The 14,098-nt window shown below is 53.0% G+C and carries 10 protein-coding genes; 3 read left to right on the forward strand and 7 right to left on the reverse strand.

Annotation, left to right across the window (positions count from 1 at the left end):
• Positions 1-702, forward strand: a 702-nt coding sequence (locus tag B5D58_RS05755; RefSeq protein ID WP_234989011.1) for an integrase core domain-containing protein, incomplete at its 5' end; no start/stop codon positions are given.
• Between the two features lie 49 nt (positions 703-751).
• On the opposite strand, the gene B5D58_RS05760 is transcribed toward B5D58_RS05755, so the two are convergent.
• Positions 752-1,882 (reverse strand): STN domain-containing protein, encoded by a 1,131-nt coding sequence (locus B5D58_RS05760; protein WP_041356706.1) that lies wholly within the window; start codon positions 1,880-1,882, stop codon positions 752-754.
• Positions 1,883-2,207: 325 nt separating this feature from the next.
• On the opposite strand from B5D58_RS05760, the gene dinB reads away from it, so the two are divergent.
• Complete coding sequence (gene dinB / locus B5D58_RS05765) at positions 2,208-3,356, forward strand: DNA polymerase IV (protein WP_041357149.1); 1,149 nt, start codon at positions 2,208-2,210, stop codon at positions 3,354-3,356.
• 238 nt (positions 3,357-3,594) lie between these two features.
• Here the strand turns inward: dinB and B5D58_RS13595 are convergent, their stop codons facing one another.
• On the reverse strand, positions 3,595-4,617 hold the full coding sequence (locus B5D58_RS13595; protein WP_234989012.1) for a FecR domain-containing protein: 1,023 nt from the start codon (positions 4,615-4,617) through the stop codon (positions 3,595-3,597).
• Positions 4,618-4,638: 21 nt separating this feature from the next.
• Positions 4,639-5,151, reverse strand: a complete 513-nt coding sequence (locus B5D58_RS13600; RefSeq protein ID WP_011111805.1) for a sigma-70 family RNA polymerase sigma factor — start codon at positions 5,149-5,151, stop codon at positions 4,639-4,641.
• Between the two features lie 245 nt (positions 5,152-5,396).
• Between B5D58_RS13600 and B5D58_RS05780 the strand changes: the two genes are divergently transcribed.
• A complete protein-coding gene (locus B5D58_RS05780; RefSeq protein WP_011111804.1) occupies positions 5,397-7,565 on the forward strand; it encodes a copper-transporting P-type ATPase in 2,169 nt (722 codons plus the stop codon).
• Positions 7,566-7,580: 15 nt separating this feature from the next.
• Here B5D58_RS05780 and B5D58_RS05785 read toward each other — a convergent pair whose 3' ends face one another.
• From B5D58_RS05785 to B5D58_RS05800, 4 genes are all read right to left on the reverse strand, one after another.
• The gene (locus tag B5D58_RS05785; RefSeq protein ID WP_011111803.1) at positions 7,581-8,420 is read right to left on the reverse strand and encodes an SDR family oxidoreductase; all 840 of its coding nucleotides are present in this window, start codon (positions 8,418-8,420) and stop codon (positions 7,581-7,583) included.
• A gap of 74 nt (positions 8,421-8,494) precedes the next feature.
• Positions 8,495-10,879, reverse strand: a complete 2,385-nt coding sequence (locus tag B5D58_RS05790; protein WP_011111802.1) for a sucrose synthase — start codon at positions 10,877-10,879, stop codon at positions 8,495-8,497.
• Between the two features lie 69 nt (positions 10,880-10,948).
• Positions 10,949-13,090 (reverse strand): HAD-IIB family hydrolase, encoded by a 2,142-nt coding sequence (locus B5D58_RS05795; protein WP_011111801.1) that lies wholly within the window; start codon positions 13,088-13,090, stop codon positions 10,949-10,951.
• A gap of 7 nt (positions 13,091-13,097) precedes the next feature.
• Positions 13,098-14,039, reverse strand: coding sequence for a carbohydrate kinase family protein (locus tag B5D58_RS05800; protein WP_011111800.1), 942 nt, complete (start codon positions 14,037-14,039; stop codon positions 13,098-13,100).
• Between the last annotated feature and the right edge of the window lie 59 nt (positions 14,040-14,098).

A 14,098-nucleotide genomic window follows, 5' to 3' on the forward strand; every position in this document is an offset into this window, starting at 1 on the left:
TTTCAACCAGATATGACCGTAAAGCTATTTACTTCTCCGCCTTCATACATCTGGCTGCAGCAACTTTATGGCTTTAAATGTCGATTCGACCTAGAGAAGAAGCAAGAAGATGATGTTGCTCATGGCGAGATCGAGACAGCCCATCCCGGATATCTCGGTAGCCAAGACACATTTTACGTCGGCACTATCAAGGGCGTGGGCCGAATTTACCAACAAACCTTTGTCGATACTTATTCCAAGTGGGCAGCAGCGAAGCTGTATACCAACAAAACACCAATTACATCAGCTGATATGCTCAATGACCGGGTACTGCCGTTCTTTGCTGAACAGAGTATGGGCATTATTCGCATTCTGACCGACCGCGGTACCGAATATTGCGGCAAGCCGGAAAATCATGATTACCAGCTTTATCTGGCACTCAATGACATTGAGCATTCCAAAACAAAAGCCAATCATCCGCAGACTAACGGTATTTGCGAGCGTTTCCACAAAACCATCTTGCAGGAATTCTACCAGGTGGCATTCCGGCGCAAGATTTACCAGTCCATTGAAGAGTTACAACACGATCTGGATGATTGGATGGCGTACTACAACAGTGTGCGGACTCACCAGGGAAAAATGTGCTGTGGACGCACCCCGATGCAAACTTTAATTGACGCAAAGGAGATATGGGACGATAAAATTACCGAATTGAATAACTGAATCTGATCTAACAGGCACTCGTCAAATCGGGTAACTGTCAGATCAGATCTCAACTACTACAATTTATTGCAGTCGAATAATTGAGTCCAAACATCACAGACCACTGATCATTAATAATAATGTTATCCCCCATTAGGATATTGTTGTATTGGTCAGCATAACTTGGATTCATTGATTTATTCCCCATAGGTCCCCAGTCCGGTTCGGGTATGTACTTGAGTTGACTCAATGCCAGTGTACTCGTGCCATTTAGATAGGCCCATCCATCATTACGTACAAGTTGCTCATAATAGTTAGATGAGTAGCCCAATGTCAGCTTATGATCAATATTGAAAGTTGAAAAACGGGTGTCTGAATAAATATATCCGCCGTAGTTATTATGTTTTTCTTTGGATAGATTCAAAAGTCCCTGACTAATGGCAGAACCATTTGAATAAGCGAGAGGAATACCATCATAAATTGGCGTAGTTGCATTGAATCCACGCATAGTAGCATTAGGTACACCAGTCGTAACATTAGTACTAGGTTCCTGGATCAGTGGATTCATTTTAAAAATCTGTCTCATATCCTGAGCATTAACGTTCTCAATCAGATCGGAAGTTACGACACTGATCGAATAGGGTGTATCGCGCAAGCTTCGTTCACCCCATAAACCGATCCCGCTGATATTACTGACCCGATACCCTTCTTCCGCTGTGCCTTGTTTCAGGGTATCAGCTGACGTACTCACTGTCATCAGGGGAAGTGTTCCGACTGTGTTTGCAACCGGCTGCAGGACGTGCTGTCCCTGTGCATTACGTTGTGTTTCCATCCCGGTTCCCGTCAGCAGTACGTCCAGTGCTCCCTGTATACTGAATGACCCCTGTACGCCGGGGCTATTTTTGCCTTGCGCAAGATCGTTAGCACCCACCAGGAAAATACCGGATTCAGTAGAGAAACGCGTCAACACTGTGTTCAGCGGCCCGGCTGGAATATCGTAGCGGCGTGTGGCAGCAGCCTGAGTCTGTTCGATTGCGGGCGCTACAATAGTTTGTGCTCGGATATCGGTTGACCCGCTCGCTGTGATGAACAAGCCGCCGGCAAAGATCAGCTGCACGACCAGCCTTAGCAGATACAGGAATGAGTCGAATGGTAAGGGGTGCGCCGTAGCGGCAGTATGGGGCGAGCGACTGTAAAACATGATATTTTTTCCTCAGACAGGGTTAATGTGACGTTGCGAGCGCCTTTACCGTCAGGATTACCAGCTGCTTGAGCAAAGCTTGGTCCGGATATACCGATCTTGCCTTTCAGGCAGCTGATCAATCGCTGATATGAACTGCGCTCTCACCCTGTAAATCAATCGAGCGGGCAAAAAGCGGAACCATTTTCAAAAAAATTTTGTACGATCTTCGAGATATCACCGCGAAGGAGGAGGGCTGACATTCTGAGAGGTTGCGGGGCGGGATCGCTTTCCACTGTTCCGAATATCCCGGAGAGGCGTTTGAAATACGATTAATATGCATGGCATGAATACCAAAAATCGCCGTATTGCCCATCTGGATATGGATGCTTTTTATGCATCGGTAGAACTTCTGCGTTATCCGGAATTGCGGGGATTACCGGTTGTCATAGGCGGCCGATCGGTTCACCAGCCAGTCATTCAGCCGGATGGGAAGCGTTCATACGTAAGGCTGCGTGACTATACCGGTCGAGGAGTAGTAACGACATCGACTTATGAGGCACGTGCATACGGCGTTTTTTCAGCGATGGGGATCATGAGGGCCGCACAGTTGGCGCCTGATGCCATACTGTTACCCGCAGATTTCGATACCTATCGTCACTATTCGCGGCTGTTTAAAGATGCGATTGCACGGATTACGCCTCATATAGAAGATCGTGGCATCGATGAGATTTATATTGATCTGAGTGAGCATCCTGATGAGACAGCTTCACTTGCATCGAGTATCAAGCAGGCAGTGCGTGATGCCACGGGGCTATCCTGTTCGATCGGAATAGCGCCCAACAAGCTCCTGGCAAAAATCAGTTCCGATCTTGAGAAACCTGATGGGCTGACTATCCTGACTCATACTGATATTCCGAATCGAATCTGGCCTTTGTCAGTTCGCAAGATTAACGGGATCGGGCCAAAAGCAGAAGAGAAGCTTGTCAGGCTGGGTATTCAGAAAATCGGGGAATTAGCCAAGGCTGAACTCAGTTTGCTCCAGGCTCATTTTGGCCGTAGTAACGCAATCTGGCTTCATGACTCAGCCCATGGTCGCGATAGCCGCCCCGTGGTAATCAGTTCAGAATCCAAGTCAATCAGTCGTGAAGCAACCTTTGAACGAGATCTTCATGTGCAGGAGGATCGGGAAATATTGTCGGATATCTTCACTGAATTATGTACGCGTGTTGCAGAAGATTTACAACGCAAAGGCTATGTCGGGCGAACGATCGGTATCAAATTGCGATACGAAAATTTTCAAACGATCACACGTGATCTGACTGTACGGAACCCGACTGCTGATGCGTCAACTATTCGCAAGGCTGCGAGAGATTGTCTTCGGCGTGTTCCTTTCGAACAAAAGTTGAGATTACTTGGCGTTCGTATCAGCGGGTTGTCTAAGATCAGTGCGTTATTAAAGGAAAACTATTACTTTCAGGAAGAGCTGTTTTGATTAATGGAAAAGATTATGGATATCAGACCAATCAGGACAGACACTGGCTACCGTACAGTACTGAAGGAAGTCGAAACGCTCATGACTGCAGAATCCAGAACAGTGGAAGGCGATAAACTGGAATTTTAGGATCAACTATAAATCAAAACTTACTTTGTCGGCTTCTCCTTGCCGTATTGTTCATGCTGTCTGCGGCTCGCCTTCTCGTCATTTTTGATTGGGAAATAGAATTATCGGTTCAGCGGTGGGGATCAGCGTCGGTTCGTGCCTCGATGCTGACCCACCAGGGCAGTGTGCGCTGGATCCGAATCGGGAGGGCAGATGCCAGCATGGTCAGGGTATCGTCGGTGTCTCGTAGCGGGAAGCTGCCAAACACGCGCAGACCAGCTACTTCAGGGGCTATACCCAGATACCCGCTGCGATAACGGCGCAGTTCCTTCACGACATCGCCCAGTGTCATATCCCAGGCTACCAGTACACCACGGCTCCAGGTTTCGCGTGCACTATCGGCTGGTTCGACCGCTGCTGAGGCATCGGTGGTAAAACGGGTTTGCTGTCCCGCCTGGATGAGGGAGGATGTACCCGCCGCAGAGGTTATTTCGACGCTACCCTGATAGACTCCCAGGAAGGTTTTGTCACTCTCCAATCGCACAGTAAAACGGGTGCCCAATGCTCTCAACCGTCCCTGCGGTGTATCGACTACAAAAGGCCGCTGTGGGTCAGTAGCAGTATCGATCAGAATTTCACCTGTGATCAGGCACAGGCGGCGGAGACTGGCGTGATACGCTTCGTTGAGCGCAGTAGCAGTATTGAGCCAGACATGCGTGCCATCCGACAGGACGACTTCGCGCTGCTCACCGGTAGCAGTGTGATGATCGGCCATCTGTGCCAGAACGATACCGGGTAGCGGTGTATGACGCCAGGTTGCCCAGCCGAATAGTCCGGTTCCGGCCAGAGCGACGATACTGGTCAGTATTCTGCGGCGCTGTATCACCCGGCTATTGGCAGCCCATAAACCATCGGCAGTTTGTCGGGGGTCAGGGGTAGCATGGATAGGCTCGAAGCTGCGGCTGATGGTTTCAACATATTGCCAGGCGAGGCGGTGGTCGGAGCTGTGTTCCAGCCAGGACTGCCAACGGGCATGATCATCGTGGGTGGCTTCGCCGGAACGCAGTAGTGCATACCACTCGGCAGCCTGTTCCATTGCCTGATGCGAGGGTTCAGTCGGAGTAGAATCAGGCAATGGGGTCGTAGTGGACACGTGAATCAGGCCATGCCGGGATCAAGGGAATCCATACTTGCGTACCATGCGAGATGAAACGCCAAGTGCTTCAGCCACTTCCTTGTCCGTCATCTGGCAAGCTGCAGCCATGAGGAAAGCTCGGGCAGCTTTAGGCGGAAGATCGAGCAGCATAGTGCCGATTTCATGCAGCGCTTCCAATACCATGACTTGTCGCTCGGGAGAAGGGGCGAGGGCCTCCGGCCATGCAGCCAGGGTATCCAGCCAGGCTCGTTCGATTTCACGGCGGTGCCACAGGTTGATGCACATGCCCTGAGCCATGGTACGCAGGTAGGCGCGTGCTTCACCAAAATTGGCAAAACCGCGAGGAGCCGGTTTGATAATAAGGCGCAGAAAAGCATCATGTGCCAGATCGGCTGCGTCAGCAGCGTTACCCAACCGGTGGCGTAACCAGCTGTACAGCCAGTCATGATGATCGCTGTACAGGAAATAAACCTGCTGCATCGCAGAATCGGCAGTCGGTACGATATCCTTGGAGGAATCGGTTGAGCACATATACAGAAAGATCAAGAAATGAGAACGATTCACATTCTACAAGATGCAATATGAATCTTGCAATCGAGCTTTGATCGGCTGCTGTTGACGATAATGCATATCCATCATCTGTTGTTTAGCTCCATGGTATGCCGATAGCTCGCCAGGAGTGGATGGTCTGGTGTATGGTGGAGTAAGGGCGCCTGCGACGTACTGATGATCATAGTCTGCGAAGTTGTCCTGTTCCTAACTCTGAGAGGTATGCTATGAGACACGAACATCATCAGCCCAATAGTCATGATCCAGCCACGGCACAGCCACTTGCCGATGCATCTGGGGCGATCTATACCTGTCCGATGCACCCCGAGATTCGCCAGGATCATCCGGGTACCTGCCCAAAATGCGGTATGGCTTTAGAGCCACTGCTACCTGATCTGGATGATGACGACAATCCTGAGTTGCGCGATTTCTCGCGGCGCTTCTGGTGGACACTGCCTCTGACGCTGGTTGTACTGATTCTGGCAATGTTTGGCGAGCATCTGCAGTTGATGGATATGACGCAGCAAAGCTGGGTTGAGCTAATTCTGTCGCTGCCAGTCGTTCTATGGGCCGGTTGGCCTTTCTTCCTGCGCGGGTGGCAGTCCGTGTATAACCACAGCCCGAACATGTGGACACTCATCAGCCTGGGCACAGGAGCAGCCTTTATCTATAGTGTGGTTGCGACTGTTGCACCCCAGGTGTTTCCCGCATCATTCATGTCAATGGGGCGTGTCGGGGTGTACTTCGAGGCTGCTGTAGTCATCATTTCACTCACACTGCTGGGTCAGGTACTGGAGCTGAAGGCCCGCTCGCAGACATCGGCAGCAATCAAATCCCTGTTGGGTCTGGCCCCCAAGACTGCACGCCGCATCCGTGTAGACGGCAGTGAGGAAGATGTGCCGCTGAGCCACGTGCATGTCGGCGACTTGCTGCGCATCCGGCCTGGTGAAAAAGTGCCCGTCGATGGTGTGGTGTTCGAAGGCAGCAGTTCGGTGGATGAATCAATGCTGACCGGCGAGCCGTTGCCTGTCAGCAAACGCCAGGGTGACAAGGTCATCGGGGCCACGCTGAATACCAGCGGTTCGCTGGTCATGCGCTCGGAACGGATTGGCTCGGACACCGTACTCTCGCAAATCGTGCAAATGGTCGCTCAGGCGCAACGTTCCAGAGCGCCGATGCAGCGTATGGCAGACGTGGTGGCCGGCTACTTCGTAATAGCCGTCGTCGTCATTGCCATTACCACTTTCTTTGTTTGGGGAATGTTCGGACCGCAACCTTCCTGGGTATACGGGCTGATCAATGCCGTCGCGGTGCTGATCATCGCATGCCCGTGCGCGCTGGGGCTGGCCACACCGATGTCGATCATGGTTGCTACGGGGCGTGGTGCCACGCAGGGCGTGTTGTTCCGCGATGCGGCGGCGATCGAGAATCTGCGTAAGGTCGATACGCTGGTCATCGATAAGACTGGCACCTTGACCGAAGGGCGGCCCGTCTTTGATCGCGTAGTGCCAGCCGATGGTTTCACTGCCGAGGAAGTGCTGCGTCTTGCGGCCAGCCTTGACCAGGGCAGCGAGCACCCGCTGGCTGAGGCCATCGTTCAGGCCGCCCGTGCCCAGGGACTTGTACTTGTCAAACCCCAGACCTTCGAGTCGGGATCCGGTATTGGCGTGCGTGGTAATGTGGAGCACCAGCAGCTTGCGCTCGGCAACACAGTACTGATGGAACAAACCGGCGTATCGGTCACTTCGTTGATGTCGCAAGCTGAATCGTTGCGCGGCGAAGGGGCCAGCGTCATGTATCTGGCCGTGGATGGCCAGCTTGCCGGATTGCTCGCGGTATCCGATCCGGTGAAGGCCAGTACACCCGAGGCCCTGGCCGCGCTAAAAGAGGCGGGCCTGAACGTGATCATGGCCACGGGTGATGGCCAGACGACTGCCAGGGCAGTTGGTACGAAACTGGGCATCGACGAGGTTTACGGTGAGGTCAAACCTGCAGACAAGCTTTCACTGATCGAGTGTTTGCAAAAAGAAGGCCGTATCGTTGCCATGGCGGGTGACGGCATCAACGATGCTCCAGCTCTTGCCAAGGCAGATGTCGGTATCGCAATGGGTACAGGAACCGATGTTGCGATGAATAGCGCTCAGGTCACCCTCATCAAGGGTGATTTGCGCGGAATCGCTACCGCACGCACATTGTCGGTGAGCACAGTGCGCAACATGAAGCAAAATCTGGCATTTGCTTTTCTTTACAACGTCATGGGCATTCCGGTCGCCGCAGGCATCCTGTACCCCTTCACGGGGTGGCTGCTATCGCCGATGATTGCCGCCCTGGCCATGAGTCTGAGTTCGGCATCGGTGGTTGGCAATGCGCTTCGGTTGCGGAACAGTAGCTTGTAAGGGCTCGTGGCAGATTCATTGATGATCATTCCCGGCCTTGGCCAGGATTTTATCCAGTACGGAAACCGGGAGGATGCGTTTGAGAAAACCGAACAGGTGTGTCGGGAAGGTGACGTAGTAGCGTGCCTTGGGAGTATCGGCTTCCAGCGCGTAGATCACTTTTTTCAGCACGGCTTCCGGGGGTAAGGTGAAGGGGACAGCCGGTCCCGGTTTATTGAGCCGATTGTGGATAGCGAGATATTTTTCGCGATGAACGCTTCGTTCGACATCGATATAACGTTCGAATGCTTTCATCGCATTGGCGCGGAATTGGGTGATGATCGGCCCCGGCTCGATCAGGCTGACAAAAATTCTGCTTCCTCTCAGCTCCAGCCGCAAAGTATCGCTCCAGCCTTCGATCGCATATTTGGAGGCATTGTAGGCGCCGCGAAACGGCATGGCGGTAAAGCCCAATACCGAGCTGTTCTGAATGATGCGTCCGTATCCCTGCCTGCGCATGGCGGGCAGAATCAGATTGGTCAGCTCCACCCAGCCAAAGAGATTGGTTTCGAACTGCGCGCGTAATGCTTCCCGGCTGAGATCTTCAACTGCACCGGGCTGGCCGTAGCCGCCGTTGTTGAACAGGGCGTACAACTCACCACCGCTGCGTCGCAGGGTTTCTTCGACAGCCCACCGAATCGAATCGGAATCATTCAGATCGAGCCGAAAACTCTCCAGTCCTTCCGCGAGCAGCATTTCTACACTTTCCTGTCGGCGGGCGGTGGCAAAGACACGGTAACCGCGTGCATGCAGACCATGGGCAGTGTAATAGCCGATACCGCTGGAACAGCCGGTAATCAATATGGATTTTTTCATTGTTCTGCTCTATGTAGTCGATTGAAGTTCAATTTCACCCGTGCACGTGCAGTCTGGGCGGCCAGGCAGCCGGGTCATATCTCATGGGCCAGCCTGTTTGCCAGCGGCCGGAATTGCAGATGATAGAACATGTTGAGGTAGCGATCCGTTTCTTCCCGTTCGAGCCCGCTGACGAATTTCCAGAATCCGTAGATGCGCGATAGCGTCATCATACGTTCAGCATACAGCTTCCAGGTGTAGCGGCTGGCGACACGGTCGAGTGCACCTTGTGAAATACGTTCCCATTCCTGCGGGTTTTCCAGATTCTTTTCAAAAAAATCAGCGATCAGATCAGCCGTGGCAGCCCCCTGGTTGGGATCGATATGGAAGCCGGAACGGTTGTTCTGGATGATTTCCAGCGGGCCACCGTAGCGGGTGGCGAAAGTGGGCAGGCCGGATGCCATGGCCTCGATGATGGTCAGGCCGAATGCTTCGAACAGGGCTGGTTGTACGAATATGCCGCGTTTATCGGCAATGTAGCGGTAGAGTTCTCCTGCCAGGTTTTTGTCGAGGCGCATGCCCAGCCAGCGCACCTGCTGATCGAGCTCGTGTTCATCCATCAGTTGATGCATTCGATGAATCTGTTCCTGTTCTTCATGGTCACTAGAATGTTGCGGATCGATTTTGCCGCCGACGATGACCAGATTGGCGAGCGAACGCAAACGTGGTGAAGCGGCATACAGTTCCACCAGGCCGGTAATGTTTTTGATCCGATCCAGGCGCGCCATGGTAAAAATCAGAGGTTTGTCCGGATCCTGAAGATATCCGCGGGCCGGGAGGTTGGTCGCATCATCAAAGATCAGGGATTCGATTTCCGGTATCAGGCTGTGCAGGCGCCTGTTCGGGTCGGAGTAGGGGAAATAGATATCCGCATTTGCTCCTGGAGAAACGATATTGAATTTCGGATCGAACAAGTCGATGCCATGGATTACCCGGTAAAGGTCGGGCATGGAAAAAGCCTGGTAACTCTCATACTGGCCTTCTGCTTCCCGTGTTCCGGCAATTTCCTGATATGTGCTGGTGACGATGAAATCGGCGGAATTCATTGCCAGCAGATCTGCCGTGTACTGGCAGGAGAAATGATATTTGTCCTCGTTTTCCTGCCAGTAGATATCCGAATGCAGGTATTTGGTTTTTTCGAGTGCATGCGCGATATTGCATTGGGTGACGCCCAATCTTCTGCTGAGCAGGGTGGCTACCAGATTACCATCCGAATAGTTGCCGATGATCAGGTCAGGATGTCCGCCCAGTTCCGCCAGTGCTTCCCGTTCGACATCACCGGCAAAAATTTCGAGATGAGGCCATATTTCAAAGCGCGAAATCCAGTGAGGAATGATCTCTCCGTTGTGCTTGCGAAACGGAACACGCAGAATCCAGGTATTGGTACAGCCGCTGACTTTTTCCAGCCGCTGGTTACAGGTGGTATCGCCTGCATCGGGTATCAGGCGGGTGACGATCAGTATTTTCGGCTCGACCTGCACTCCCTGTAATTGCAATCGGTCGTGCATTTCCTTTTCCAGTGCGCGCACCTGGTCGAGAATATAAACGACCTGGCCGCCGGTATCGGGCAGCCCGAGCACGTTATCCTGACCGAAATAGCCGTGAGGAGAAAGAATCAGCAAGCGGGAGATCATGGGAATACATGCCAGGAATTCTTCCAGTGCGGAAGGAGAGGGGGCTTCGAGGATGTCCATCAGCATATTCATGGTTTCAGCCACCCGGTTGGCGTTATGTCCCCAGCCGGGCGCGAAACCGAGCTGATTCATTTTCGGGGCCAGCTCGATCCATGGTGTCGTTCCGTCCAGTGTTTCCAGCATTTCCAGCGCTTGTCGCAACTGGTTGCGCACGGCATGAATATCGTGAGAATTGTTGCTGAACATCAGTTGCTGACCCTCGATGGCGTGTACTCCCAGGAAATGCAGCAAACTGGTATGGCCTGCCTCGATGCGGGAAAACATTTCACTGGACAGCTTGCGATTGAGGAAAATGACACCTTGCCCGATCGAGCGGGATTCCTTCAATCTGGGAAATCCACGGTTGAATGGTCCGAAATCGACTTCGAGCACCGATTCGGTTGCTTCACCCTTGACCACGGTTTCCTTGAATTTCAGAAATTCACTGATGGTTAATTTTTCCGGAATGAGGTGTTCCTGATGAATCCGCATGAACTCCCATTTGGCAATTTCGGGCCGCAGCGCCAGATAGGCCCAGGGAGAGCTGAAGATCCCTTCCTGCAGGCGGAATACGAATGCGCGGAGCATGTCGGACTGGCCGCAATCCTGTTCCGTTTGCAGCAATCCCTCCCGCAGATCGGATTGCAGAAGCAGGGTGCGATTTGCCGTGAAATAACGTCGTAACAGGGTGTAGACGGCATCTCTGTTCTGCTGGGTACAGGTGGCGAGTGTGTCAATCGTGGTCATGTCGGATACCTCCGGTATAACGGTTGCAGTACTGCCTCATAGGGTGCAGCAGGTACAATCAATGTATGATCATTGGTCGAAGTGGTAGTGTTTCATCCCTTCGAGTATGCCCAGTGCATAGGTGTTTTTCGCAAAATAGATCTGTTCCCGGTCCCGCAGTGATTCCAGCTCAGGGCTGTGATTTCCTACTACCACTCCCAGCGTATCGCCTACCAGCATTTCTTCATCATTACCCGAATCCCCGGCGATCAGAAAACTTTGCAGCGGCAGTCCCCATTTATAAGCGAGATAACGTACTGCCAGCCCTTTGGAAGCGCGCACCGGCAGCACATCCAGAAATGCTTCATGTGAGTAGATCAGTTTTGCATGCAGATTCTGTTTGTGCAGATGCTGATAAAGCTGTTTGAGTGGGGGCATTCGTTCAGGTGTGACCAGATAACTCAGCTTGAATTCACGTTGATTTTCCGGGGCCTGGAGTGCCAGTCCGGGTATTTCTTTCAGTGCTTCAGCCAGTGCTTCCCGTCGCCACCGGTGGCGGATGTGATTACTCCAGCCTTTATCCGGTCGCAGTGATGGCCAGTAGTTGATTTCGCTGCCGACCGAGGTGATCAGGATATCGGGCATCGGTACGCGCCATTTTTTAAGGATTCTGACTGCACTTTCGACGGTTCTTCCGGTGGCAATACCGAATGAGATATTTCCGGCATGCATGCGCAACCATTGCAGAAATTCAGCCAGTCCCTGTTCATCTCCAAGCAGGGTATTGTCGATGTCGCTGATGATCACTTTACGCGCCAGCGGCATGGGTGACCGGCCTGCATGCAGAGTGGCTGCGAGCTGACGGCGCAGACGTTTGCGTTCCCGGTAGAGCAGTTTGTCGGCTTCCCTGAGGTATTTGCTGACATGTGCATCCCAGGTGTAATGGCGCCTGACGCTGGCAATTCCGTTTCTGGACCAGTTGCGCCAGCGTTTTCTGTCGGACAGAGCATCCTTCAGAGCGCTGGCGATATCGGAAGGGTTCAGCGTATTGACAAGCAATCCATTGCGGCAATTGGTGATGATGTCACGCGGACCGCCATCTTCCGGAGCAATGATCGGCAGGCCACTGGCGGCGGCTTCGATCAGGGTGAGCCCGAAGGGTTCGGTCAGGGCCGAGTTGACGAATATGCCGCGCCTGCGTACCGCCAGGCGGTACACTTCCGGTACATCTTCCACCATGAAATGTTTGGGAATCGCTATTTTTCCCCACAGATCATAGCGGTCGATATCGAGCAGTACATCGTTCATGATCTTGCGCTGCGATTCTTCCATCGCACGGATATCTTCGCGTGAGCCGGCGATGATCACCAGGTTGGCCATATCCTGCAGTGACGGGTCCGAGCCGTATGCCTGAATCAGTCCATGAAGATTTTTGCGTGTGTCGGGCCGGCAGATGGTGAGAATCACCGGTTTCTCCGGCGTATTCAGGAACCGGTCGATACCGGCCTGTATCGCCGGATCGAGAGGTTTACGTCCAGGGGGCGAGAAGCGCGAGGTATCGGTCCCTGGTGGAATGACCTGACAGCGGCGCGGATCGGTATTTTTATACATACCGTACTGATCTTCGATTTCCTGCGAGGTACTGGTGATGATCAGTGAGGCATGCACCAGTACCTCTTCTTCTGCAGCGATTCGCCGGGACAGGTTGAACTGTCGTTCGATGGCCTGTTCCTTGCGGCCGGAAGCAAGCAGGCGCGCCCGTTTGGGACGGCCGAGCGAGTGGCCGGTATGTATCTGCGGAATACCCAGCAGGTTGGACAGATGCTGGCCGACGTAACCGGCATCGGCATAGTGGGTATGGATCAGATCGGGCAGGCGCCCCTGCTGGCGCAGATAGTGCAAACAGCGATCTACCATCTGATCCAGATGTGGCCACAACAGCTCCTTGCGCAGATATTTGCGAGGGCCGCAGGGTAACCGGACGATACGGGCATTCGGCCCGAGTTCTTCGATTTCAGCTGCATAATCGGGTGAGATGTTGGGATCCTCGATCTGGCGGGTCAGCAGATCGATCTGGGCGATATGACTGTTGCGGCCCAGCGCACGTGCCAGTTCAACGACATAGGTGATCTGTCCGCCCGTATCCGCATCACGCCCCAGTTCCATGTCATGCCCGCGGACCAGGCCATGTACGCTCATCATCAAAATATAAAGTTTCTGATCTGTCATCATTCGGCAGTCAATTGATCATCCCCCAGTCTTTGAGGAAGGGAGAATAAAATTCAGAGGATTCGGGAATGGCGCCACGAATACCGCACAGTGCTGCGGCAAACCGGTTGGCGCGCTCCAGTGTCAATGTCTCCGGCCAGCCCAGCAGCATGCCGAGAATGAATACGGCGGAAAATCCGTCTCCGGCACCAACGGTATCGATGACGGTGATATCGGTGATACCGGGTGTTTCAGCTTCATTGCCGGACTGGTCGAGTAGCCATGCACCCTCGGCGCCACAGGTCACCAGCAGGGTGTGCAGTTGAAATTCTTCTATCAGGCGCGATGCGGTATCACGGGGGTCACGGGTGTGTAAATTCAGTAAACCGGGTAACTCGATCAACTCATCCTCATTGACTTTTACGTGATCGGCCCGGGTAAGCGAATAGCGTACGGTGTCCCGTGTGTACCAGGGTTTTCTCAGATTGATGTCCAGCAGGCGCGGGGTCTGTGGTGTATACCGGAATATCGTTTCCAGGGCGCTGCCGGACAAACGGCTGCGTTGTGCCAGTGTTCCGAAATACACCAGATCAGGTTCTATGGACGAAGCAGCGGTAGCAGCTGTCACCGGATCGATGAAGTCGTAGGCCTGGTTTTCGAGAATTTCAAACTGGTGTCCGTACCAGTTTTCACCGGGTTTGATCAATACCTGGCCGGTTGGATAGTGTGGATCACTTTGAATGCCGGAGATAGTCATACCGGCATTACGCATCAGTCTGATCAGTTTCCGGTGGAGCTCATCGGTACCGGTACGTGTAATCAGCATGGGGTGCAGACCGAATGCCTGAAGATGGCAGCTTACATTCAGGGGAGCGCCCCCCATTACCGGGCCGTCAGGGAAAATATCGGCCAGTGCTTCGCCGAACAGAATGACATTTCGTTTTGTGAGCGTACTGTAAGAATCGATAGACATGGTTACAGAGGTTCCTGCCGGTCATTGCTATTCATTGCATGGAGTATCATGGTAGCCGT

The organism is Nitrosomonas europaea, from assembly GCF_900167395.1.
In the GTDB taxonomy this organism is placed as follows: domain Bacteria; phylum Pseudomonadota; class Gammaproteobacteria; order Burkholderiales; family Nitrosomonadaceae; genus Nitrosomonas; species Nitrosomonas europaea.